This window comes from Caballeronia sp. S22, assembly GCF_964261745.1.
In the GTDB taxonomy this organism is placed as follows: Bacteria; Pseudomonadota; Gammaproteobacteria; order Burkholderiales; family Burkholderiaceae; genus Caballeronia; species Caballeronia jiangsuensis.
In genome coordinates, this window is record NZ_OZ180035.1 from 1,504,233 (window position 1) to 1,526,873 (window position 22,641).

Annotated in this window: 22 protein-coding genes; 20 read left to right on the forward strand and 2 right to left on the reverse strand. The window is 64.0% G+C overall.

Features of this window, described 5'->3' with window-relative positions:
- Positions 1–106 precede the first annotated feature (106 nt).
- From ACEN42_RS07070 to ACEN42_RS07105, 8 genes are all read left to right on the forward strand, one after another.
- Positions 107–2,326, forward strand: coding sequence for a DNA polymerase III subunit gamma/tau (locus ACEN42_RS07070; protein ID WP_371880997.1), 2,220 nt, complete (start codon positions 107–109; stop codon positions 2,324–2,326).
- An 84-nt stretch (positions 2,327–2,410) separates the two neighbouring features.
- Positions 2,411–2,737: a YbaB/EbfC family nucleoid-associated protein gene (locus ACEN42_RS07075; protein WP_014191628.1), complete on the forward strand. Its 327-nt coding sequence runs from the start codon at positions 2,411–2,413 to the stop codon at positions 2,735–2,737.
- Between the two features lie 41 nt (positions 2,738–2,778).
- Positions 2,779–3,375, forward strand: coding sequence for a recombination mediator RecR (gene recR / locus ACEN42_RS07080; protein ID WP_238214344.1), 597 nt, complete (start codon positions 2,779–2,781; stop codon positions 3,373–3,375).
- A gap of 28 nt (positions 3,376–3,403) precedes the next feature.
- Positions 3,404–3,628 carry a DUF1653 domain-containing protein gene (locus ACEN42_RS07085; RefSeq protein WP_035501030.1) on the forward strand — a complete coding sequence of 75 codons (225 nt, stop codon included), beginning with the start codon at positions 3,404–3,406 and terminating at the stop codon, positions 3,626–3,628.
- A gap of 30 nt (positions 3,629–3,658) precedes the next feature.
- On the forward strand, positions 3,659–4,864 hold the full coding sequence (locus tag ACEN42_RS07090) for a CaiB/BaiF CoA-transferase family protein (protein ID WP_187604602.1): 1,206 nt from the start codon (positions 3,659–3,661) through the stop codon (positions 4,862–4,864).
- A gap of 41 nt (positions 4,865–4,905) precedes the next feature.
- Entirely contained in the window at positions 4,906–5,943 is a 1,038-nt protein-coding gene (locus ACEN42_RS07095; protein WP_371880998.1) for an ABC transporter substrate-binding protein, read from the forward strand.
- A gap of 3 nt (positions 5,944–5,946) precedes the next feature.
- Positions 5,947–6,774, forward strand: coding sequence for an ABC transporter ATP-binding protein (locus ACEN42_RS07100; protein ID WP_222946449.1), 828 nt, complete (start codon positions 5,947–5,949; stop codon positions 6,772–6,774).
- 12 nt (positions 6,775–6,786) lie between these two features.
- The gene (locus tag ACEN42_RS07105; protein WP_187604604.1) at positions 6,787–7,611 is read left to right on the forward strand and encodes an ABC transporter permease; all 825 of its coding nucleotides are present in this window, start codon (positions 6,787–6,789) and stop codon (positions 7,609–7,611) included.
- A 10-nt stretch (positions 7,612–7,621) separates the two neighbouring features.
- Here ACEN42_RS07105 and ACEN42_RS07110 read toward each other — a convergent pair whose 3' ends face one another.
- On the reverse strand, positions 7,622–8,596 hold the full coding sequence (locus tag ACEN42_RS07110; protein ID WP_371880999.1) for an NADPH:quinone oxidoreductase family protein: 975 nt from the start codon (positions 8,594–8,596) through the stop codon (positions 7,622–7,624).
- Between the two features lie 121 nt (positions 8,597–8,717).
- Here ACEN42_RS07110 and surE point away from each other — a divergent pair, with 121 nt between their 5' ends.
- The 6 genes from surE (at position 8,718) to rlmD (ending at position 14,932) form a co-directional block, all read left to right on the forward strand.
- A complete protein-coding gene (surE, locus tag ACEN42_RS07115) occupies positions 8,718–9,476 on the forward strand; it encodes a 5'/3'-nucleotidase SurE (RefSeq protein ID WP_035501021.1) in 759 nt (252 codons plus the stop codon).
- The gene (locus tag ACEN42_RS07120; RefSeq protein ID WP_371881000.1) at positions 9,473–10,552 is read left to right on the forward strand and encodes a protein-L-isoaspartate(D-aspartate) O-methyltransferase; all 1,080 of its coding nucleotides are present in this window, start codon (positions 9,473–9,475) and stop codon (positions 10,550–10,552) included. Before surE ends, ACEN42_RS07120 begins: the two co-directional genes overlap by 4 nt.
- A gap of 4 nt (positions 10,553–10,556) precedes the next feature.
- Positions 10,557–11,513, forward strand: a complete 957-nt coding sequence (locus ACEN42_RS07125; protein WP_371881001.1) for a peptidoglycan DD-metalloendopeptidase family protein — start codon at positions 10,557–10,559, stop codon at positions 11,511–11,513.
- A gap of 12 nt (positions 11,514–11,525) precedes the next feature.
- Positions 11,526–12,623 (forward strand): RNA polymerase sigma factor RpoS, encoded by a 1,098-nt coding sequence (rpoS, locus tag ACEN42_RS07130; RefSeq protein ID WP_187604607.1) that lies wholly within the window; start codon positions 11,526–11,528, stop codon positions 12,621–12,623.
- A gap of 48 nt (positions 12,624–12,671) precedes the next feature.
- Positions 12,672–13,448 (forward strand): 3'-5' exonuclease, encoded by a 777-nt coding sequence (locus ACEN42_RS07135; RefSeq protein ID WP_238214357.1) that lies wholly within the window; start codon positions 12,672–12,674, stop codon positions 13,446–13,448.
- A gap of 179 nt (positions 13,449–13,627) precedes the next feature.
- A complete protein-coding gene (gene rlmD, locus ACEN42_RS07140; protein WP_222946465.1) occupies positions 13,628–14,932 on the forward strand; it encodes a 23S rRNA (uracil(1939)-C(5))-methyltransferase RlmD in 1,305 nt (434 codons plus the stop codon).
- Positions 14,933–15,004: 72 nt separating this feature from the next.
- On the opposite strand, the gene ACEN42_RS07145 is transcribed toward rlmD, so the two are convergent.
- The gene (locus ACEN42_RS07145; RefSeq protein ID WP_187604610.1) at positions 15,005–15,703 is read right to left on the reverse strand and encodes a Bax inhibitor-1/YccA family protein; all 699 of its coding nucleotides are present in this window, start codon (positions 15,701–15,703) and stop codon (positions 15,005–15,007) included.
- A gap of 339 nt (positions 15,704–16,042) precedes the next feature.
- Between ACEN42_RS07145 and ndk the strand changes: the two genes are divergently transcribed.
- From ndk to ACEN42_RS07175, 6 genes are all read left to right on the forward strand, one after another.
- Positions 16,043–16,468, forward strand: a complete 426-nt coding sequence (gene ndk / locus ACEN42_RS07150; RefSeq protein WP_062605519.1) for a nucleoside-diphosphate kinase — start codon at positions 16,043–16,045, stop codon at positions 16,466–16,468.
- Between the two features lie 150 nt (positions 16,469–16,618).
- Positions 16,619–17,761 carry a 23S rRNA (adenine(2503)-C(2))-methyltransferase RlmN gene (gene rlmN / locus ACEN42_RS07155; RefSeq protein ID WP_238293168.1) on the forward strand — a complete coding sequence of 381 codons (1,143 nt, stop codon included), beginning with the start codon at positions 16,619–16,621 and terminating at the stop codon, positions 17,759–17,761.
- A gap of 182 nt (positions 17,762–17,943) precedes the next feature.
- On the forward strand, positions 17,944–19,059 hold the full coding sequence (locus ACEN42_RS07160) for a helix-turn-helix domain-containing protein (RefSeq protein WP_371881002.1): 1,116 nt from the start codon (positions 17,944–17,946) through the stop codon (positions 19,057–19,059).
- A gap of 134 nt (positions 19,060–19,193) precedes the next feature.
- Complete coding sequence (gene ispG, locus ACEN42_RS07165) at positions 19,194–20,522, forward strand: flavodoxin-dependent (E)-4-hydroxy-3-methylbut-2-enyl-diphosphate synthase (protein WP_035501007.1); 1,329 nt, start codon at positions 19,194–19,196, stop codon at positions 20,520–20,522.
- 6 nt (positions 20,523–20,528) lie between these two features.
- Positions 20,529–21,878: a histidine--tRNA ligase gene (gene hisS, locus ACEN42_RS07170; RefSeq protein WP_035501006.1), complete on the forward strand. Its 1,350-nt coding sequence runs from the start codon at positions 20,529–20,531 to the stop codon at positions 21,876–21,878.
- Positions 21,879–21,984: 106 nt separating this feature from the next.
- Positions 21,985–22,614: a tetratricopeptide repeat protein gene (locus ACEN42_RS07175; RefSeq protein ID WP_187604614.1), complete on the forward strand. Its 630-nt coding sequence runs from the start codon at positions 21,985–21,987 to the stop codon at positions 22,612–22,614.
- Positions 22,615–22,641: the final 27 nt, after the last annotated feature.

Sequence of the window (22,641 nt, forward strand, 5' to 3'; positions counted from 1 at the left end):
CGCCGTCGCGGGGCATGTTTTCGCGCGTCCGCGCCGCTCGTCCGGGTGGCTCGGCAGCCTTTCGGAGCGGCGTTTGCGCGAGGTCGTTGCTGATACAATTTCGCGCATGACCTATCAAGTTCTCGCACGCAAATGGCGGCCGAAATCGTTCGAGTCGCTCGTCGGCCAGGAGCACGTCGTCCGTGCGCTCACTCACGCGCTCGACGGCGGCCGCCTGCATCACGCCTATCTGTTCACGGGCACGCGCGGCGTCGGCAAGACGACGCTTTCGCGCATCTTCGCGAAGGCGCTCAATTGTGAAACCGGCGTGACCTCGAAGCCGTGCGGCGTGTGCCGCGCGTGCCGGGAAATCGACGAAGGTCGCTTCGTCGATTACGTCGAAATGGACGCGGCGAGCAATCGCGGCGTCGACGAAATGGCGGCGCTGCTCGAACGCGCGGTGTACGCACCCGTCGATGCGCGCTTCAAGGTCTATATGATCGACGAAGTGCACATGCTCACGAACCACGCCTTCAACGCGATGTTGAAGACGCTGGAAGAGCCGCCGCCGCATGTGAAGTTCATTCTCGCGACGACCGATCCGCAGAAGATTCCGGTCACCGTGCTCTCGCGCTGCCTGCAGTTCAATCTGAAGCAGATGCCGGCGGGACATATCGTGTCGCATCTGGAGAACATTCTTCAGCAGGAGAGCATTCCGTTCGAGTCGCAGGCGCTGCGTCTTTTGTCGCGCGCGGCCGACGGCAGCATGCGCGATGCGCTGTCGCTGACCGATCAGGCCATCGCCTATTCTGCGAACCAGGTCACCGAGGAAGCCGTGCGCGGCATGCTCGGCGCGCTCGATCAAAGCTATCTGATCCGACTCATCGATGCACTCGCCGAAAGCGACGGCCCCGGCGTGCTCGCGATCGCCGACGAAATGGCGCTGCGCAGCCTGTCCTTCTCGACAGCGCTGCAGGATCTCGCGAGTCTTTTGCATCGCATCGCGTGGGGGCAGTTCGCGCCGTCGTCGGTACTGGATGAATGGCCGGAAGCCGCGGATATCCGTCGCTTCGCCGAGGCGCTCTCTGCCGAACAGGTTCAGCTTTTCTACCAGATTGCGACGGTCGGGCGCGGCGAGCTCGGGCTTGCCCCCGACGAATACGCCGGCTTCACGATGACGCTGCTGCGCATGCTCGCCTTCGAACCGGCGGGCGGGCCGGGCGGCGGCGTGGCCGTCAGCGCGCCGGCAAGCGCGAAGCCCGTGCGCACGGCGGCGCTCGCAGGCGCAATGGCGGAACGGACGATTGCGCCCGCGCCTGTCGCGAAAGCGTCGCCGCCGCCCGTGGAAACCGTCGTCGTCAAGGCGAAAGAGACGCCCGCGATCGAAAGCGCGAAGCCGGCGCCGCCCATCGAAACGAGCGAGCCTGTCGTTCCTGCGAAGCCTGCGCCGGTGCCGAGCGCCGCGCGGCAAACCGTGGAAGAATCCGCGCCTCAAGCTGCGCGCGCATCCGAGCCCGCGACGTCGCGCGGGGCAAGCGGCGCGAGCGCTGCGCTCGACGTGCTGCGTAGCGCCGGCATGCGTCTTTCATCCGATCGGAGCGCACGCGGCGCACCGGCCGCGGCAGCGCCCAAACCCGTCGCGAAACCGGCTGCGCCAGTTCCGGTGCCCACGCCTCGTCGCGCGCCGGCAGCACCGGCGGCGCCCGTGGCGGCTGAGCCCAAACCCGCCGCCGCAAAGTCCGGCGTCGTGCCGCCGTGGGAGGACATGCCGCCCGACGACTATCCGCCGGCAGGATCGGACGACGAGTATTTCATGCCGCCCGACGACGGCTTCGTGCCCGCCTTCGACAGCGGTCCCGACGACATGCGCTTCAACGCCGAGCCGGTAGCGAAGCCTGCGCCCGTCATCGACATGACGCCGCTGCCGCCCGCCGTGCCGCTCGATGCGCTCGGCGTGTCGGTCGAATGGCCCGCGCTTGCCGTCGATCTGCCGTTGAAGGGCGTCGCGTATCAGTTGGCGTTCAACAGCGAGCTGACCGCCTGCGACGCGAATTCCGTCACGCTCGCGGTCGCGGTGCAGATGTACACCGACGTCTCGCACGTCACGAAGCTCAAGACCGCGCTCGCCGAAAAGCTCGGTCGCGCGATCGAAGTCAGCGTGAGCGTCGCGCCCGTGCGCCGCACCGCCGCCGCGCTCGATGCCGCCGACCGCGCGCGACGCCAGCAAGAGGCCGAGCAGGAGATCAAGCAGGATCCGTTCGTGCAATCGCTGATCCGCGATTTCGGCGCGAGCATCGTGCAGGGTTCGATCAAGCCGATCTCGGCATCGGGCGCGAACCCGTCATGAATCGACGCCGCGCTTAGCCACTGAATTCCGAGCGCGCATATCGCGCGCGCTTTCGCCACACGTTTTCCAGTAAGGAGCCGAACCATGATGAAGAACCAACTCGCCGGGCTGATGAAACAGGCTCAGCAGATGCAGGAAAACATGAAGAAGATGCAGGATCAGCTCGCGCTGATCGAGGTCGAGGGCCAGTCCGGCGCCGGTCTCGTGAAGGTGACGATGACCTGCAAGAACGACGTCAAGCGCGTGTCCATCGACCCGAGCCTGCTCGCCGACGACAAGGACATGCTGGAAGACCTCGTCGCTGCCGCGTTCAACGACGCCGTGCGCAAGGCCGAGGCCACCACGCAAGAGAAGATGAGCGGCATGACGGCCGGCATGCCGATGCCGCCGGGTTTCAAGCTGCCGTTCTAAACCGCGCGCGCCGAAGCGAATTCGGCGCGTCATGAGGACACATGAAACAACCTTCCGCCCTGTCGGCGCTGGTCGAGGCGCTGCGCGCGCTGCCCGGCGTCGGACCGAAGTCGGCGCAGCGCATGGCGTATCACCTGATGCAGCACGACCGCGCGGGCGCCGAGAAGCTCGGCGCGTCGCTCCTGTTCGCGACCGAGCATCTGAAGCACTGCGAGAAGTGCAACACCTTCACCGAAGCTGAAATCTGCGAAGTCTGCAGCGACGAGGAACGCGATCCGGCCTTGCTGTGCGTCGTCGAAACGCCTGCCGATCAGATCATGCTCGAGCAGACGCTCACGTATCGCGGGCTCTATTTCGTGCTGATGGGACGCTTGAGTCCGCTCGACGGTATCGGGCCGAAGGAAATTCACTTCGAGCGCCTGATCAGCCGCGCCCTCGACGGCGTGGTGCAGGAAGTGGTGCTCGCCACCAACTTCACGAACGAAGGCGAGGCGACCGCGCACTATCTCGCGCAGACGCTCAAGTCGAAAGGGCTGAAGGTGACGCGGCTCGCGCGCGGCGTGCCCGTCGGCGGCGAGCTCGAATATGTCGATGCGGGCACGATCGCGCGCGCGATGCTAGATCGCCGCTCGGTCTGAACGCGACCATCAGCAGGACACCATACCGATGACAGAAACCGAAGCTCTCGCGCTCGCGACCCACCGTCACTACAAGGGCGGCCTTTATCGCGTGATCGGCGTCGCGCGGCACTCGGAAACCGAGGAAGCGATGATCGTCTACGAACATCTGTGGCCGCACGAACGCGGCTTGTGGGTGCGTCCCGCGCAAATGTTCAACGAGACGCTCGCCGACGGCACGCCGCGCTTCAAGCCGCTCGACATTCCGCTGTAAAAAAAGCCAGCAAAAAAAGGAGACGCAACCATGAACGCAACGACGGGACCACTCGCCGGCGTCAAGGTGCTGGAACTCGGCACGCTCATCGCCGGCCCGTTCGCCGCGCGCTTCATGGGCGAATTCGGCGCCGATGTCATCAAGGTCGAAGACCCGAACGGCGGCGATCCGCTGCGCAAGTGGCGCAAGCTTTATCCCGAGGTGGGCGGCACATCGCTCTGGTGGGCGGTGCAGGCGCGCAACAAGAAATCGGTGACGGTGAATCTCAAGGCCGAGGAAGGCAAGGAAATCGTGCGCCGGCTTGCTAAAGAAGCCGATATCGTGGTCGAGAATTTCCGGCCCGGTCTGCTCGAAAAGCTCGGACTCGGCTATGAAGTGCTGTCCGCCGAGAATCCCGGTCTCGTGATGGTGCGGCTGTCCGGTTATGGCCAGACCGGGCCGTACCGCGACCGGCCGGGCTTCGGCGCGATCGCCGAATCGATGGGCGGCCTGCGGCACATCACCGGCTACCCGGACTTGCCGCCGCCGCGCATCGGCATTTCCATCGGCGATTCGATTGCCGCGCTGCATGGCGTGATCGGCGCGCTGATGGCGCTGCATCATCGGCAGGTGAACGGCGGCAAGGGGCAGGTCGTCGATGTCGCGCTGTACGAAGCCGTCTTCAACATGATGGAAAGCGTGGTCCCGGAATACGGCGTGTACGGCATGGTGCGCGAACGCACCGGCGCATCGCTGCCGGGCATCGTGCCGTCGAACACGTACCCGTGCCGCGACGGCAGCATCGTGATCGGCGGCAACAGCGATCCGATCTTCAAGCGCCTCATGAACGCGATCGATCGCGCGGACCTCGCGGACGATCCCGCGCTAGCATCGAACGACGGCCGCGTGCCGCGCACGCAGGAAATCGACGACGCCATCGCCGCGTGGCTCGCGACGCGCAGCATCGACGAGGCGCTCGCCGTGCTCAACGCCGCCGATGTGCCGGCCGGGCGCATCTACAGCGTCGCCGACATGTTCACCGATCCGCAATACATCGCGCGCCAGATGCTGCAGCGCTTTCCGTGGCAGGACGGCCGAGACATCACGCTGCCCAACGTCACGCCGAAGCTCTCGGACACGCCGGGCGAAACGCGCTGGCTCGGTCCGCAACTCGGTGAACACACGGATGAAGTACTTCAAACGCTCGGGTATGATGCCGACGATATTGCGCGGCTACGGGCGGCCAAAGTGATTTGACGCGCGCGCAGACAACAAGAATTCCAAGGAGACGAAAGACGATGAAACGCAGAACGTTCATCGCGAGCGGCGCCGCGATTGCGGCCGGGGCATGGTCCGCCATGCCGCTCGCGTTTGCGCAGACGGAGCCGGAGCAGACGAAGGTATCGATCGCGGTCGGCGGAAAGAATCTCTTCTACTATCTGCCGCTCACGATCGCGGAGCGCCGCAACTACTTCAAGGACGAAGGGCTCGACGTCGAAATCGCCGATTTCGCGGGCGGCGCGAAGGCGCTGCAGGCGGCGGTCGGCGGCAGCGCGGACGTGGTGTCCGGCGCGTTCGAGCACACGCTCCTGCTGCAAGCGAAGAATCAGTACTTCCGCGAGTTCGTGCTGCAGGGACGCGCGCCGCAGATCGTCCTCGCGGTGTCGAAGAAGACGATGCCGAACTACAAGTCGGTTGCGGATCTGAAGGGCAAGAAGATCGGCGTGACGGCGCCGGGCTCGTCGACGTCGATCATGGCGAGCTTCGTGCTCGCGCAAGCCGGACTGAAGGCGAGCGACGTGTCGTTCATCGGCGTGGGCGCGGGAGCGGGCGCGATCGCAGCGCTGCAATCCGGCCAGATCGACGCCATCGCCAATCTCGATCCGGTGATGACCAAGCTCGATCGCGCGGGCGATATCCGCATCGTCTCCGACACGCGCACGCTCGCGGATACCGTGAAGGTGTTCGGCGGCAACATGCCGGCGGGCTGCCTGTATGCATCGCAGAGTTTCATCACGAAGAACCCGAACACGACGCAGGCGCTCACCAACGCGATGGTGCGCGCGCTGAAGTGGCTGCAGGCGGCATCGGGCAAGGATCTGATTTCGACCGTGCCGGAAAGCTATCTGCTCGGCGATCGCGCGCTCTATCTCGACTCGTGGCAGCACGTGAGGGAAGCGCTGTCGCCGGACGGCCTGATGCCCGCTGACGGTCCCGCGACCTCGCTCAAGACGCTGCAAGCCTTCGACGAATCCGTGAAGGGCAAGCCGATCGACTTGTCGAAGACCTGGACCAACGACTTCGTCAAGAAGGCGCTCGCCTCCGTCAAGGTCTGATCGATGTCGTCGATTTCGAAACATGCGCTCGCGCTCGCGGATGTCACCTGCACGTTCTCGTCGCGCGAGAATCGCAATGACCGCTATACCGCGGTCCGCGATACGAGCCTTGCGATCGCGCCGGGCGAGTTCGTCTCCGTCGTCGGGCCGACCGGCTGCGGCAAGTCCACGCTGCTCAACGTGTCGGCGGGGCTGCTCGAACCTTCGTCGGGCACGGTGAGCGTGTTCGGCGAAACGCTGAAGGGCATCAACCGGCGCGCGGGCTACATGTTCCAGGCCGATGCGCTGATGCCGTGGCGCTCGGCGCTCGACAACGTGACGGCCGGCCTCGTGTTCCGGGGCGTGCCGAAGGCCGAAGCCGATGCGCGCGGCGAGGAGTGGTTAAAGCGCGTGGGTCTCGGCGGCTTCGGCGATCGCTATCCGCATCAACTGTCGGGCGGCATGAGAAAACGCGTCGCGATGGCGCAGACGCTCATCCTCGATCCCGACATCATCCTGATGGACGAGCCGTTCTCCGCGCTGGACATTCAAACGCGCCAGTTGATGGAAAACGAGCTGCTCGACCTGTGGGCCGCGAAGCGCAAGGCCGTGCTCTTCATCACGCACGATCTCGACGAGGCGATCTCGATGTCCGACCGCGTCGTCGTGCTGGCGGCGGGGCCGGGCACGCATCCGATCGGCGAATTCGTGATCGACCTGCCGCGCCCGCGCGATGTCGCCGAGATCCGCTCGCATCCGCGCTTCGTCGAACTGCATGCGCAGATCTGGGGCGTGCTGCGCGAGGAAGTGTTGAAGGGCTATCAGCAGCAACTGAAGCCCGCCGCTGAATAAGACAATACGATCATGTGGAACAAGCTGCGCCCGAATCGAGCGAATCTCATCGTGTGGCAATGGCTGTTGCTGCTCGTGTGCTTCGTGCTGTGGTACGCGCTGACGAGCCCGACGCTCCTGCCGCCTTTTTATTTCGACGACGCCAACAAGGCCGCGTTCTTCTTCGGCGAGCCGCAGAAAGTGCTCGTGCGCATCTGGGAGTGGTTCACGGGCGGCGAGATTTACATCCATCTGTGGGTGACGCTGATCGAAACCGTGCTGGCGTTCGTCATCGGCACCGTGTTCGGGCTCGGCGTGGGGCTGTGGCTCGCGCTCGCGCCCATGACGAGCGCGCTCCTCGATCCCTACATCAAGGCCGCCAACTCGATGCCGCGCGTGATTCTCGCGCCGATCTTCGCGGTGTGGTTCGGGCTCGGCATCTGGTCGAAGGTCGCGCTCGGCGTGACGCTCGTGTTTTTCATCGTGTTCTTCAACGTCTATCAGGGCGTGAAGGAAGTGAGCCCGGTCGTGCTCGCCAACGCGCGCATGCTCGGCGCGAATCGCAAGCAGTTGCTGCGATACGTTTATCTGCCGAGCGCGACGAGCTGGGTGTTTTCGAGCCTGCATACATCGGTGGGGCTCGCGTTCGTCGGCTCGGTGGTGGGTGAGTATCTCGGCTCGGCGCGCGGCGTCGGCTATCTGATTCTGCAGGCCGAAGGCACCTTCGACATCAACACGGTGTTCGCGGGCATCCTCGTGCTGACCGCGTTTGCGCTGGTGCTCGACGGCCTCGTCGCGCTGGTCGAGCGACGGCTCATGAAGTGGCAGCCGAAAAGCGGGGAAACCGAGAAGCTCTGACGCGCGCGCATCACGGCTCGATTACGATCTTGCCGGTCACGCGGCGATTCATCATGTCGTCGAGGGCGCGTGGCGTGTCATCGAGCGAATAGCGTTTCGTGACGACGGGGCGCAGCTTGCCCGCCTTGATCCAGCCGACCATCGTCGCGAATTCCTGATCGGCGATCGCGTGTTCGCGCTGCATGTGGCCGCCCCAGAACACGCCCACGATGCTCGCGCCTTTCAGCAGCGCGAGATTGAGCGGCAGCTTCGGAATCTCGCCGTTCGCGAAGCCGACGACCAGATACCGCCCGCGCCAGCCGATGCTTCGAAACGCGGGTTCCGCATAAGCGCCGCCGACGGGATCGAAAATGACATCCGGCCCGTTGCCGCCGGTCAGCGCCTTGACGCGCTCGCGCAAGTCTTCTTTTGCATAGTCGATGACCTCGTCCGCGCCATGCTCGCGGCAGAACGCGAGCTTCTCCGCGCTCGATGCCGCCGCGATCACGCGCGCGCCGACGATCTTGCCGATCTGGATCGCCGCAATACCGACACCACCGGCCGCGCCGAGCACGAGCAGCGTGTCGCCGGCCTTGAGTTGCCCACGATCGACGAGCGCGTGATACGACGTGCCGTACGCGAGCGTGAACGCGGCGGCGTCGGCGAGATCGACGTCGTCGGGCAAGGCGATGCAGTCTGCTTCCTTCGCGCGCGCCTGCTCGGCGAACGCGCCTTGCGCGGTATAGGCGGCCACGCGCATGCCCGGCGACAGGCGCGTGACGCCCGCGCCCACCTCGCGCACGATGCCCGCGAATTCCGCGCCGGGCGTGAACGGCAGCGGCGGCTTGAACTGGTATTTGTTCTGGATGATGAGCACGTCGGGGAAGTTCACGCTCGCCGCTTTTACGTCGATGACGACTTCGCCCGCTTCCGGATGCAGGTCGGCCAGCGTTTCGATCGAAAGGGTGTCGGGTAGTCCGTGTTGGTTGCATCGTACGGCGCGCATCGCGTCTCCTTGTCCGGGTCTCGTGCAAAGCGTTGAAGTGGGCTCAGTGTAGGGCAGCGACGTCGTCGGGAGCGAGCTTTCGAGTCGTCGTCGCGCCACTTTCCTCGGTTACAATCGTCGGATGCGAATCCTACTCAGCAACGACGACGGTTATCTGGCGCGCGGCATCAATGTGCTGCACGAGGTCCTGCAGCCGCTCGGCGAAGTGACGGTGATGGCGCCCGAGCAGAACTGCAGCGGCTCGTCCAACTCGCTTACGCTGTCGCGGCCCTTGAGCGTTCATCAGGCGCCCAACGGTTTCAACTTCGTGAACGGTACGCCGACCGATTCCGTGCACATCGCGCTCACCGGCATGCTCGAGCATCAGCCGGATCTCGTCGTGTCGGGCATCAATAACGGGCAGAACGTCGGTGAGGACACGCTGTATTCGGGCACGGTCGCGGCCGCCACCGAAGGCTTCATGTTCGGCATTCCCGCCATCGCGTTTTCGCTCGTTGGCCGCGACTGGCTTCATCTCGAAGACGCGGCGCGCGTTGCAGCCGAGATCGTCGCGCATTTCCTCGAACATCCGATGCCGGGCCATCCGTTGCTGAACGTGAACATCCCGAGCCTGCCTTACGATCAGCTCGGCGCATGGACCGTGACGCGCCTCGGCAAGCGTCATCCTTCGCAGCCGGTGATTCGCCAGAGCGATCCGCGCGGCAACCCGATCTACTGGATCGGCCCGTCGGGCGACGCACTCGACGCGAGCGAAGGCACCGATTTCCACGCCGTCGCGAACGGCTTCGTTTCGATCACGCCGCTGCAACTCGATCTGACTCATACGAAGCTCATGGCCGAGACGCGCGAATGGGCGCGGGCCGGGAGCGGTCGCACATGAGCGACGAGCGCGCCAAGCGCTTTCCGCTGGCGCTCGCGGATCTGGTTCGCGAGCCGCGCAAGTCCGCGAACCGTCCGCAGGATCCGCGCGGCAAGCAAGCCGCCGTTTCGGCGCTCAAGTCGTCGACGCCCGCGCAACCGGCCAAGCCGGGACCATCGCGCGCGGCGAGCGCACCGATGAAGAATCCCGCGACGGCGGCGGCATCCGCGAAGCCGGCCACTTCAGTTTTTCCGGCGCGTTCCGGCGCGAAGCCCGCAACTGGCGCGAAACCGGTTCCGTCCGCGAGCAAGAACGCGACGATGCATCATGCGTCTCACGCCCCGCGCACGAGCGCCTTGCGACCGGCGGCGCGTCCCGCCGAGCGCGACCTGAACGCCACCGCCACCGCGCCGAAAAAAGGCGCGCCCAATGTCGCGCTGGCGAGCACGCAGACGCTCACGTCGGAACGGGTGCGCGAGCGCATGGTCGAACGGCTGCGATCGAACGGCGTGACCGATCCGCGCGTGCTCAACGCGATGTCGGTGGTGCCGCGCCACATGTTCGTCGATCCGGGGCTCGCCGCGCAGGCGTACGAAGATGCCGCGCTGCCCATAGGTCATCACCAGACCATCTCGAAGCCGTCCGTCGTGGCGCGCATGATCGAGCTGGTCGCGACGGGGCGGGCATTGAGCAAGGTGCTGGAGATCGGCACAGGTTGCGGCTATCAGGCGGCCGTGCTGTCGCAGGTCGCCACAGAGGTTTATTCGATCGAGCGTGTGCGCCCGCTGTCGGAGCGCGCGAAGCTCAACCTTCGGCCATTGCGCGTGCCGAACATCAGACTGCATTACGGCGACGGCCGCCTAGGCTTGCCCGCGGCCGCGCCCTTCGACGCAATCGTGATCGCCTGCGCGGGCCTCGACGTGCCGCAGGCTCTGCTGGATCAACTGGCGGTGGGCGGCAAGCTCGTCGCGCCGGTCGGATCGCAGGCCGCGCAGTCGCAGGTGCTGACGCTCGTCACGCGCGTGTCGGCCACGCAATGGCGGGAAGAGCAGCTCGATCGCGTCTTTTTTGTACCTTTAAAATCCGGAGTGATTTGACCCGATGAGTATCCTGCGTGCTTTGCAAGAAGGAAGTGCAGGCCAACGCCTGAACGCGGCGCAGCGCGGCGTGTGTGTGCTGGCGTTGTCCGCGCTGGCGGCGTGTTCGACGCGCATGGACATGGCGCCGGTCGTCGACAGAACGGGCGCGCCCATCGGCACGACGGCGGCCCAGACGCCGGACAACGGTCCGCCGCCGCCGGGCTATTACCGCGTAAAACCGGGCGACACCCTATATCGGATCGCACTGGAAAACGGTCAGAATTATCACGATATCGCGACGTGGAACAACCTGACCAACCCGAATCAGATCGAAGTCGGCCAGCTGATGCGCGTGGCGCCTCCGGGCGCGAATCTCGCGGCGGCGACGCCCGGTGTGGCCACTGCGCCGATCGTGGGCGGCGGCGTGCAGACGCAGCCGCTCAACGGCGCGACCGGCTCTGCGGCGCCGCAGCCGGGCGCGACCGCGCAGCCGCCGTATTACGGTGCGAATTCGGGCATGGGCGCCGCGCCCGGAACAGCAGGTGCGGCGGCCGGCATGGCATCGGCGCCCGGTGTGCCTGGCGCGGACGCGAACGCGACGGCGCCCACGGGCCAGCCGGCGTTCATCTGGCCTGCGCGCGGACCGATCCTCGGTACGTTCGATGACGCGAAGAACAAGGGTTTGAATATTGGCGGTGCGGCGGGAGATCCGGTCAACGCGTCGGCGGACGGACGAGTGGTTTACTCCGGAAATGGGCTGCGCGGCTACGGCAATCTCATTATCATCAAACATGACGCGACTTTTCTCACCGCGTACGCACATAATCGCGCTTTGATGGTAAAAGAAGGGGACGCGGTAACTAAAGGGCAGAAGATCGCTGAGATGGGGAACAGCGATTCGGACCGCGTGATGTTGCATTTCGAAGTTCGCCGGCAGGGAAAACCTGTTGACCCACTGAAGTATTTGCCGCCGCAATAAAGCGAAACCATCATGCCAAAAACGAAGCGCCGCCTGCCGCAAGCCGAGACTGAGAAGATCAGCCGACCTTTGCAAGTGTCGGTGGAGGACGGTGCTTCGACTCATGATGACGACATCGATAACGTCGATGTCGAGGTCGACTCCGAGGAAGAAGGCGGCAGCCGGGGAAAGGGCAGCGACGAACCGGGTGAAGGCGCAAACGATTCCGCCCCTGACGCGGACGATTTCCGCTCGCTTTTGCAGGCCGAACTCACGGCCGACACCATTCAGCATTACCTGAACCGCATCAGCGTGAAGCCGCTGCTTACCGTCGAGGAAGAGCAGCGATATTCGCGCCTTGCGAAGGCGGGGGAATTCGAGGCGCGGCAGGTGATGATCGAGCGCAATCTGCGTCTCGTCGTCAGCATCGCGAAGGGATATTTGAATCGCGGCGTGCCGTTGCTCGATCTGATCGAGGAAGGCAACCTCGGCCTCATGCACGCCATCGAGAAATTCGATCCGACGCGCGGCTTCCGGTTTTCGACCTACGCCACCTGGTGGATCCGCCAGAGCATCGAGCGCGCGATCATGAACCAGGCGCGCACGGTGCGGCTGCCGGTGCACGTGATCCGCGAACTGAATCAGGTGCTGCGCGCGAAGCGCCATCTGGAAAAAAATTCCGCCAATTCGAACGACAGCGTCGCGCCCGAGCGGCGCGACGCGAGCATCGACGATATCGCGTATCTCACCGGCAAGACGCCGGAGGAAGTCACCGATATCCTCGCGCTCAACGAGCACACGGCTTCACTCGACGCACCGCTCGACCTCGATCCGGGCAGCAGCCTGCTCGATCTTCTCTCCGACGACCAGAGTCAGTCGCCGGATGCCGAAGTGCAGCATCGCGAACTCGAATCGCTGACGCGCCTGTGGCTGTCGCGCCTGTCGGACAAACACCGGCACGTGATCGAGCGGCGTTTCGGGTTGAACCATATCGAGCCCGCGACGCTCGAAGAACTCGCCGACGAAATGGGCCTCACGCGCGAGCGTGTGCGCCAGATCCAGCAAGAGGCGCTCGTGCGGCTCAAGCGCTTTTTCGCCTCCAACGGCGTTCGCAAGGACGCCGTGCTTTAACGCTTTGACGACGCCCGGCACCGGCAGGGCGTCGCGTTCCAGGATTCAATGACACCGATTCTTGTTTTCGACATCGAAACGATCCCCGATGTCGACGGCATTCGCCGTCTCGAAGATTTGCCCGACGATCTTTCCGACCGCGAGGTGGCCGAACATGCGTTCGAGGCGCGCCGCGAGCGCGTCGGCAACGACTTTCTGCCGCATCATCTGCAGCGCGTCGCGGCGATTTCCTGCGTGTTTCGCGACAACAGCGGCTTTCGTGTGCGCTCGCTCGGCACGACCGCCGATGGCGAGGCCGCGCTCATCCAGTCGTTCTATCGCGTGATCGAGAAGTACACGCCGCAACTCGTGTCGTGGAACGGCGGCGGCTTCGATCTGCCCGTGCTTCATTACCGCGCGCTGGTGCACGGTATCGCCGCGCCGCGTTATTGGGATCTCGGTCAGGACGACCGCGAATTCAAGTTCAACAATTACATCAGCCGCTATCACATGCGGCACATCGACCTGATGGACGTGCTCGCGATGTATCAGGCGCGCGCCAACGCGCCGCTCGATGCGCTCGCGAAGCTGTGCGGCTTTCCCGGCAAGCTCGGCATGGACGGCGGCAAGGTCTGGGACGCGTATTGCGACGGACAGATCGACGAAATCCGCAACTATTGCGAGACCGATGTCGTCAATACGTATCTGATGTACTGTCGTTTTCAGATGATGCGCGGCGGCTTCACGCCTAACGAGTACGCCGACGAAATCAACTTCGTGAAGAACGCGCTCGCGCAGGAATCGTCGCCGCATTGGGCCGAGTATCTCGCGGCGTTCGGGAACTAGGCGCGGCGTCGTCGTGACGTTCGTCTACAATCTCGCCTTTGCCAATTCGTTAGCCAGGAAGTACGCAGGTGTCTGAAGCCGCTCGCAAAACCCAGAATCGCCGCCGCGCCGCGCCGGCGAAGTTCGTCACGCCCGATCCCGACTTTGTCGCGCCCGAGCTCGAAATCGAGTCGCTCGATATGGAAGCGCGCGGCGTAGGCCGCACGGTCAACGAGAACGGTGAGCCGGGCAAGGTCATCTTCGTCGAAGGCGCGCTGCCGGGCGAACGAGTGAGCTATTCGAGCTTTCGGAGGAAGCCGAGCTTCGAGCAGGCGCAGGTGGTGAGCGTGCTGCGTGAGAGCGTGATCCGCGCTAAGCCGAAGTGCCAGTTTTTCGGCGTCTGCGGCGGCTGCTCGATGCAGCATCTCGACGTGCGCGCGCAGATCGCGGTGAAGCAGCGCGTGCTCGAGGACAGCCTGCAACATCTGTCGAAGCTGCGCGCGGAAACCATGTTCCGGCCGATTCACGGACCGTCGTGGGGCTATCGCTATCGCGCGCGCCTGACCGTGCGGCACGTCGAAAAGAAGGGCGGCGTGCTGGTCGGCTTTCACGAGCGCAAGAGCAGCTATGTCGCCGATATGACGAGCTGCGAAGTGCTGCCGCCGCACGTTTCCGCGATGCTCGTGCCGCTGCGTCATCTGGTGGCGGGTTTGTCGATTCGGGATCGCATGCCGCAGATCGAACTCGCGGTCGGGTCCGACGTGACGGCGCTCGTGCTGCGCATTCTGGAGCCGCTGACCGAAGCCGACGAAGCGCTGCTGCGCACCTTCGCCGACGAACACGACGTTCAGTGGTGGCTTCAGCCGAAGGGGCCGGACACCGTCTATCAGTTTTATCCGCTGGATCGCGAACTGGCTTACACGCTGCCGGAATTCGATATCCGCATGCCGTTCAAGCCGACCGATTTCACGCAGGTGAATCACCAGATCAATCGCGTGCTGGTGAGCCGCGCGCTCAGCCTGCTCGCACCGCAAAGGTCGGATCGCGTGCTGGATCTGTTCTGCGGTATCGGCAATTTCACGCTGCCGCTCGCCCGCGTGTCGCGCGAGGTCGTCGGAATCGAAGGCAGCGAGGCGCTGACCACCCGCGCGCTGGAGAACGCGAAGGCGAACGGCGTCGACGGGCACACGTCGTTCGCGTGCCGCAATCTGTTCGAAGTCACCGCCGACGACCTGCGCGCGCTCGGTCAATTCGACAAATTTCTCATCGATCCGCCGCGCGAAGGCGCGCTCGCCGTATCGAAAGCGCTCGCGGATATCGCCCAGTCCGGCGATGGGCCGTTGCCGGAGCGCATCGTCTACGTGTCGTGCAACCCGGCGACGCTCGCGCGCGACGCCGGCCTGCTCGTACATGAAGCCGGTTATCGGATGAAGGGCGCGGGCGTGGTGAACATGTTCCCGCATACGTCGCACGTCGAGTCGATCGCTTTGTTCGAGCGTGATTGATTCGAATGAAGCAGACGCAAAAAAAACCGGCCCGAAGGCCGGTTTTTTTATTGCCTCGGCAAGAACCGAAGCTTAGTTGCGGTTGCCGCCGAAAATGCCGAGCAGCGCCAGCAGGTTCGTGAACACGTTGTACAGGTCGAGGTAGATCGCGAGCGTCGCGCTGATGTAGTTCGTCTCGCCGCCATTCACCACGCGCTGGACGTCGAACAGCATGTACGCCGAGAAGATCACGATGGCGAGCACGGAGATCGTCATCATCAGGGCCGGCAACTGCAGGAAGATGTTCGCGAACGCGGCGAGCAGAATGACGATCACGCCCATGAACAGGAACTTGCCGAGACCCGAAAAATCACGCTTGCTGACGGTGGCGATGGTCGCCATCGCGGCGAAGATCACGCCCGTGCCGCCGAACGCCATCATGATGAGCTGCGGCCCGTTCGAGAAGCCCAGAATGAAGCTCAGCAGGCGCGAGAGCATCAGGCCCATGAAGAACGTGAAGCCGAGCAGGACGACTACGCCCATCCCGCTTTCCTTGGTTTTCTCGATGGCGAACATGAAACCGAACGCGATCGCGAGGAACGCGATGAAGCTCATCGCCGGGCTGGTGGCCGCGAACAGCGAGAAGCCCGTCGCGACGCCGACCCACGCGCCGAGCACCGTCGGCACCATCGAGAGCGCGAGCAGCCAGTAGGTGTTGCGCAGCACGCGGTTGCGTACCTCGACCGAGGTGACGCTGCCATTACGGCCAAAGCTGTAGGGTGATTCGTTCATGGTTTCTCCTTGCTCCAATTGTCTGTCGTTCGGTCTTCCCGCGACATCCGTCACACACGAATGATAAGGTGCGCGGACTTAAGCCAGTATTAGGACCGCTTTGCCGTGCTAGCGCTCAAGGCGCGGTTCCCGTTGCAATGCAGCGTTCGGCTCCAATATGGCCCCGGCGCGCGCCGATTTCAATAGTTCTAAAGGCTGATTCGGCCGTCCGGACGTTTAAGTCCTCGCAGGGTTTGATTCTTACGGTGCCGTAAGGTTTCAATCGCAATCATACCTTGCTTCGTGCTACAATTGTCGATTCGTTTTAATCCGTAAACCGTTCATTTTTTGGAGTTTTTCATGGCGATCGAGCGCACCCTGTCGATTATCAAGCCGGACGCGGTAGCAAAGAACGTTATCGGCCAGATCTACAGCCGTTTCGAGAACGCAGGTCTCAAGATCATTGCGTCGCGCATGGTTCATCTGTCGCGCGCCGACGCAGAAAAGTTCTACGCTGTTCACGCCGCGCGTCCGTTCTTCAAGGACCTCGTGGAATTCATGATTTCCGGCCCGGTCGTGATTCAGGTCCTGGAAGGCGAAAACGCAATCGCCAAGCACCGCGACCTGATGGGCGCGACCGACCCGAAGAAGGCGGACAAGGGCACGATCCGCGCCGACTTCGCCGACAGCATCGACGCGAACGCCGTGCATGGTTCGGACGCTGCTGAAACGGCGCGCCAGGAAGTCGCGTTCTTCTTCCCGGAAGTGAACGTCTACTCGCGTTAATTTTCGCGTTGGAATGCGCGTCGGTCTGTTGGCCGTCGCGCGCATCGCGCCTCGACGCAGAAACAAGCAGTATGAAAGAAGCAGGAATTGGCGCGAACGGTCCCGGACGACACAGTCCGGACTTCGCAATCTGAAATGGCAGAACTCGACATGACGAGCAGCACCACCGTCAATCTTCTCGATCTGGACGCCGCCGGGCTGACCGCGTATTGCGCGAGCCTGGGCGAAAAGCCGTTTCGCGCCAAGCAATTGCAGCGCTGGATCCACCAATACGGTGCCGACGATTTCGACGGCATGACGGATCTCGCGAAATCGCTGCGCGAAAAACTCAAGGGCCGCGCCAATATGGCGATGCCCGACATCATCAGCGACCACGTTTCCACCGACGGCACACGCAAGTGGCTGATCGACGTCGGCAACGGCAACGCGGTCGAAACCGTGTTCATCCCCGAAGAAACGCGCGGCACGCTGTGCGTGTCCTCGCAGGCGGGTTGCGCGGTGAACTGCCGGTTCTGTTCCACCGGCAAGCAGGGCTTTTCCCGCAACCTGACTACCGGCGAAATCATCGGCCAGTTGCGCATGGCGGAGTTCGCGCTGCGCAAGTCGCTCGGGCGCGAAGTCGGCGGGCCGGGCAAGGGCGAGCGCGTCGTCACCAACGTCGTGATGATGGGCATGGGCGAGCCGATGCTCAACTATGACGCCGTCGTGCCGGCCATGCGCCTCATGCTCGACGACAACGCCTACGGACTCTCGCGCCGCCGCGTGACGCTGTCCACCTCCGGCGTCGTGCCGATGATGGACCGTCTCGCCGCCGATCTGCCCGTGGCGCTGGCCGTATCGCTGCACGCGCCGAACGACCCGTTGCGCGACATGCTGGTGCCGCTGAACAAAAAATACCCGCTGCGCGAATTGATGGCGGCATGTCAGCGCTATTTGAAGGTCGCGCCGCGCGACTTCATCACGTTTGAATATTGCATGCTCGACGGCGTCAACGACACCGAAGCGCATGCGCGCGAACTGCTCGCGGTGACGCGCGACGTGCCGTGCAAATTCAACCTAATTCCGTTCAATCCGTTCCCGGAATCGGGCCTGACGCGCTCCAAAAACGAGCAGATCAAGCGATTCGCGCAGGTTCTGATGGACGCGGGCGTCGTCACCACTGTGCGCAAGACGCGCGGCGACGACATCGACGCCGCCTGCGGCCAGCTCGCGGGCGCGGTGCAGGATCGCACGCGTCTTGCCGAACGCATGAGCCGCGCGGGCAGCAAGACTATCGAGGTGCGAGCGGTTTGACGGCGCGCCGGAACTGAACAAAGCCGCAGCGAAAGGCGCAGCAAGCGTCGGGATACGGCACTAAAAGCCGAACATTTTGTTATAAAGCGGTCTGCAATGGCGCCGGAGTTGTATCGTTCACGTGGTTTATCCGAACCGAACGCGACAGCGCTATATGAAAGAATCGATGCGAGGAATTTGGCATGAGTGAGCCGCAGCACCCGACGCCTTTCGGCAGTCATTCCGGCAACCGGTCCGGCGGTCAGTACGACGGTCAGGCCGGCGCGGAAGGGGCGGCGTCGAACGCGAGCCAGGCGGGGCCTCTGGACTCGATACAGGCGGTCGGCGCGCGTCTCGCGCAGCTCCGTCAGGCGAAAGCATGGTCGATCGACGACGTCTCCGCGCGCCTCAAAGTTTCGCCCACAAAATTGCTCGCGCTCGAAGCGGGCGATATCAGTCATTTGCCCGATCGCACGTTCGCCGCGGGCATCGTGCGGAGTTACGCGAAAATTCTGGGCGCCGATCCCGCGCCCTTCACGCAGGCTTTCCGGCGCGATGGCGGCGAGATCGAGCACAATCTGAAAGTGCCGGCATCGGCCGGCGGGGGGCTGCCGCGCGGTCGCGTGTCGGTGCCGCTCGGCAATTCGTCGAGCCGCAAGCGTTCATGGATGTGGGGTGTCCTGGCCGTCCTCGTCGTTCTGGCGGCGCTCGTGACGTGGCATACCGGCGGCGAATCGAGCAACTGGCTCGCGCGTCTGAAGGCGACCACGGGCGTGGGCTTGTCGTCGACATCGCCATCGCCGTCGAACGAATCGGCGGGCGCATCGTCCACGCAGACGCCCGACGAGGCAGCGGCCGCGAACACCGGCGAAGCATCGCTGCCCGAAGTGGCGGCCGCGCCCGGCGAGCAGCCGATGCCGCGTCCGCTCGGCACGAACGCGCTGCCGGCTTCGTCATCGACGTTGTCGGCGGTGCAGGGCGCGAGCGCGCCGGCTGCCGCGAACCCTGCATCGGCTGCGAAGACCGCGCCGGCTGTGGCGGCGGCGTCCGCGCCTGCTGTCGCGGGCAGTGGCTCGGGCGCGATCGAGTTGAAAGTGAAGGAAGATAGCTGGTTCAGCGTGCGCGGCAAGGACGGCAAGGAACTCTATTCCGGCCTCGTCCGTGCGGGTAGCACGCAGCGCGTGGAAGGCGAGGCGCCGTTCAAGGTGACCGTCGGCAACGTGAAGGGCGTCGAATCGTTGTCGGTCGACGACGAACCCGTCGATGCCAAGCGCTATTCGTCCGCACGCGGAAACGTCGCGCGTCTCTCGCTGCCTTGAGTCGGCGAGGTCGATCGGTTCGCTGAGCGACGAACAAGTCAGGGGCGTCACGGTGCAAACCGCGACGCCCGTTCGAGGTTCCATACACGCAACCCGGCGCCGCATCGGCGAAAAGGTTGCCAAAGGGTTTTTCGATGCAATCCGAAGCTCAATCCCTGATCAGCAGCAAGATTTGTTCGACCGAGCCGGTCTTCGGCGGTCCGTTGACGCGCCGCGCATCGCACGCGGTCGATGTGCGCTGGGGCGGACAGCTCGTGACGATCGGTGGCGACGCGCCCGTGCGCGTCCAATCGATGACCAACACCGACACCGCCGATGCGATCGGCACCGCCATCCAGATCAAGGAACTGGCGCAAGCCGGTTCCGAGCTCGTGCGCATCACGGTGAACACGCCGGAAGCGGCCGCGGCCGTGCCGCATGTCCGTGAGCAGTTGGATCGCATGGGCGTGACCGTGCCGCTCGTCGGCGACTTCCATTACAACGGGCATCTGTTGCTGCGCGACTATCCCGCGTGCGCGGAAGCGTTGTCGAAATACCGCATCAATCCGGGCAACGTCGGTCAGGGCGCGAAGCGCGACACGCAATTCGCGCAGATGATCGAAGCCGCGATCAAATACGACAAGCCGGTGCGCATCGGCGTGAACTGGGGCAGTCTTGACCAGGATCTGCTCGCGCGCATGATGGACGAAAACGCCGCGCGTTCGACGCCGTGGGAACTGCAGAGCGTCATGTACGAGGCGCTGATTCAATCGGCGATCGGCTCCGCGGAACGCGCTGTCGAACTGGGTCTCGGCCGCGACAAGATCATCCTCTCGTGCAAGGTCAGCGGCGTGCAGGATCTGATCGCCGTGTACCGTGAGCTCGCCAAGCGTTGCAGCTTTGCTCTGCACCTCGGCCTGACCGAAGCGGGCATGGGCTCGAAGGGCATTGTCGCGTCGACGGCGGCGCTTTCGGTGCTGCTGCAGGAAGGCATCGGCGACACGATTCGCATCTCGCTCACGCCTGAACCGGGCGGCGCGCGTACGGGCGAAGTCGTCGTCGGCCAGGAAATTTTGCAGACGATGGGCCTGCGTTCCTTCACGCCGATGGTTATCGCATGCCCTGGCTGCGGCCGCACGACGAGCACGCTCTTCCAGGAGCTCGCATCGCAAATCCAGACTTACCTGCGCAGCTCGATGCCCACCTGGCGCGACCAATACCCCGGCGTCGAAAAGATGCACGTCGCGGTGATGGGCTGCATCGTCAACGGACCGGGCGAATCGAAGCACGCGAACATCGGCATCAGCTTGCCGGGTTCGGGCGAGAATCCGGCCGCGCCGGTGTTCGTCGACGGCGTGAAGGTGAAGACGCTGCGCGGCGAGCGCATCGCCGAGGAGTTTCAGCAAATCGTCAGCGACTATGTCGAGCGCACCTACGGGCAAGGTGCAGCCACGCGTGAAGAGACGTCCACCGCAACCCTTTGAAGACAGATGACTGAACAGAAGAAACGGCTCGAGAAACTGAGCGGTGTGAAGGGCATGAACGACATCCTCCCGCAGGATGCCGCGTTGTGGGACTTCTTCGAAACTACCGTCAAGTCGATGCTGCGCGCATACGGCTATCAAAACATCCGCACGCCGATCGTCGAGCATACGCAGTTGTTCACGCGCGGTATCGGCGAAGTGACCGATATCGTCGAGAAAGAGATGTACAGCTTCACGGATGCGCTCAACGGCGAGCATCTGACGATGCGCCCGGAGAACACCGCGGCGGTCGTGCGCGCGACCATCGAGCACAACCTGCTGTACGACGGCCCGAAGCGCCTGTGGTACGTCGGCCCGATGTTCCGTCACGAGCGTCCGCAGCGCGGGCGTTATCGCCAGTTCCATCAGGTCGGCGTGGAAGCGCTCGGCTTCGCGGGTCCCGATACTGACGCCGAAATCATCATGATGTGCCAGCGTCTCTGGGACGATCTCGGGCTCACCGGCATTCGCCTCGAACTCAACTCGCTCGGTCAGGCGGAAGAGCGCGCGGCGCATCGCAAGGAACTGATCGCGTATCTGGAGAAGCATGCCGATTCGCTCGATGAAGAAGCGAAGCGCCGTCTCTACACGAACCCGCTGCGCGTGCTCGACACGAAGAATCCGGCGATGCAGGAGATCGCGCAGAACGCGCCGAAGCTCGTCGATTTTCTCGGTGACGCGTCGCGCAAGCACTTCGAAGGCGTGCAGCGTCTGCTCAAGGCGAACAACATTCCGTTCAAGATCAATCCGCGTCTCGTGCGCGGTCTCGACTATTACAACCTCACCGTGTTCGAATGGGTCACCGACAAGCTCGGCGCCCAGGGCACGGTTGCGGGCGGCGGTCGCTACGATCCGCTCATCGAGCAGCTCGGCGGCAAGCCGACGGCCGCCTGCGGCTGGGCGATGGGCGTGGAGCGCATCCTCGAGTTGCTGAAGGAAGAGCAACTCGTGCCGGAAGCCGAAGGCACGGATGTGTATGTCGTGCATCAGGGCGAAAAGGCGGCGGAGCACGCGTTCATCGTTGCCGAGCGTCTGCGCGACACGGGCCTCGACGTCATCCTGCATTGCAGCCCGGACGGCGCGTCCGCGAGCTTCAAGTCGCAGATGAAGAAGGCCGACGCAAGCGGCGCGGCCTTCGCGGTCGTGCTCGGCGAGGACGAACTCGCGCAGGGCATGATCGGCGTCAAACCGCTGCGCCGTTCGGGCGACGAAACCTCCGACAGCCAGAAGAACGAGCAAGTGAACGTTCCGGCGGAAGACTTGACCGAATACCTAATCAATGCGATGGTTGCAACCGCCGATGACGAGGGTGCCTGAGATACAGGCCCATTTTGCCGTTCGCCGCGGGCCGGATCGACATCAATCCGGCATCGCGCGCGGTGCTCGTTGAGGGAATTGAAACGCAGGAAGGAATAGCTGGACGATGAGCTATCACGACGAACAAGAATCACTTGAAAGCGTAAAGGCCTGGTGGGCCAAATGGGGTAACACCACGACGTGGGTTGTGCTCGTGGCGCTCGTCATTGGGGCCGGGTACAACGGATGGAATTTCTGGCAGCGTCGTCAGGCGGCCGAAGCGTCAGTGCTCTACGACCATCTTCAGCAAGCGGTCAACGCCAACGATCAGGCGCTGGTCACGCGTGTGGCCACCGACATGGAAGACAAGTTCGGCGGCACGGGCTACGCGCAGATGAGCGCGCTCGCGGCCGCGAAATCGCTTTACATGGCGGGCAACACGGCGGGTGCGAAGGCGCAGCTGCAATGGGCCATCGATCACGCGAAGGACGACGAGTACAAGCAGATCGCGAAGCTGCGTCTCGCGCTCGTCCTGCTCGACGAGAAGAACTACGACGCCGGCCTCAAGCTGCTCGCGGACCAACCGCTCGATGCGTTCAAGGGCGTGATCGCGGATCGACGTGGCGACCTGCTCGCCGCGCAAGGCAAGCGCGACGATGCGCGCGCGGCCTACAAGGTCGCGCTCGAGACGCTGCCCGAGAACGACACGTCCGCGCGTCAATTGATCCAGTTCAAGCTCGATGCGCTCGGCGGCTGATCCGCATCGTTTCAATCGGTATCGATC

Bases quoted from the DNA above. Each gene is read 5' to 3' on its own strand.
- rlmN (WP_238293168.1), top strand. From the start codon at position 16,619: ATGACGAGCAGCACCACCGTCAATCTTCTCGATCTGGACGCCGCCGGG.
- ACEN42_RS07125 (WP_371881001.1), top strand. From the start codon at position 10,557: ATGAGTATCCTGCGTGCTTTGCAAGAAGGAAGTGCAGGCCAACGCCTG.
- ACEN42_RS07070 (WP_371880997.1), top strand. From the start codon at position 107: ATGACCTATCAAGTTCTCGCACGCAAATGGCGGCCGAAATCGTTCGAG.
- rlmD (WP_222946465.1), top strand. From the start codon at position 13,628: ATGGAAGCGCGCGGCGTAGGCCGCACGGTCAACGAGAACGGTGAGCCG.
- ACEN42_RS07135 (WP_238214357.1), top strand. From the start codon at position 12,672: ATGACACCGATTCTTGTTTTCGACATCGAAACGATCCCCGATGTCGAC.
- surE (WP_035501021.1), top strand. From the start codon at position 8,718: ATGCGAATCCTACTCAGCAACGACGACGGTTATCTGGCGCGCGGCATC.
- ACEN42_RS07085 (WP_035501030.1), top strand. From the start codon at position 3,404: ATGACAGAAACCGAAGCTCTCGCGCTCGCGACCCACCGTCACTACAAG.
- ACEN42_RS07105 (WP_187604604.1), top strand. From the start codon at position 6,787: ATGTGGAACAAGCTGCGCCCGAATCGAGCGAATCTCATCGTGTGGCAA.
- ACEN42_RS07075 (WP_014191628.1), top strand. From the start codon at position 2,411: ATGATGAAGAACCAACTCGCCGGGCTGATGAAACAGGCTCAGCAGATG.
- ndk (WP_062605519.1), top strand. From the start codon at position 16,043: ATGGCGATCGAGCGCACCCTGTCGATTATCAAGCCGGACGCGGTAGCA.
- ACEN42_RS07100 (WP_222946449.1), top strand. From the start codon at position 5,947: ATGTCGTCGATTTCGAAACATGCGCTCGCGCTCGCGGATGTCACCTGC.
- ACEN42_RS07160 (WP_371881002.1), top strand. From the start codon at position 17,944: ATGAGTGAGCCGCAGCACCCGACGCCTTTCGGCAGTCATTCCGGCAAC.
- recR (WP_238214344.1), top strand. From the start codon at position 2,779: ATGAAACAACCTTCCGCCCTGTCGGCGCTGGTCGAGGCGCTGCGCGCG.
- rpoS (WP_187604607.1), top strand. From the start codon at position 11,526: ATGCCAAAAACGAAGCGCCGCCTGCCGCAAGCCGAGACTGAGAAGATC.
- ACEN42_RS07120 (WP_371881000.1), top strand. From the start codon at position 9,473: ATGAGCGACGAGCGCGCCAAGCGCTTTCCGCTGGCGCTCGCGGATCTG.
- ACEN42_RS07095 (WP_371880998.1), top strand. From the start codon at position 4,906: ATGAAACGCAGAACGTTCATCGCGAGCGGCGCCGCGATTGCGGCCGGG.
- ACEN42_RS07090 (WP_187604602.1), top strand. From the start codon at position 3,659: ATGAACGCAACGACGGGACCACTCGCCGGCGTCAAGGTGCTGGAACTC.
- ACEN42_RS07145 (WP_187604610.1), bottom strand. From the start codon at position 15,703: ATGAACGAATCACCCTACAGCTTTGGCCGTAATGGCAGCGTCACCTCG.
- ispG (WP_035501007.1), top strand. From the start codon at position 19,194: ATGCAATCCGAAGCTCAATCCCTGATCAGCAGCAAGATTTGTTCGACC.
- ACEN42_RS07175 (WP_187604614.1), top strand. From the start codon at position 21,985: ATGAGCTATCACGACGAACAAGAATCACTTGAAAGCGTAAAGGCCTGG.
- ACEN42_RS07110 (WP_371880999.1), bottom strand. From the start codon at position 8,596: ATGCGCGCCGTACGATGCAACCAACACGGACTACCCGACACCCTTTCG.
- hisS (WP_035501006.1), top strand. From the start codon at position 20,529: ATGACTGAACAGAAGAAACGGCTCGAGAAACTGAGCGGTGTGAAGGGC.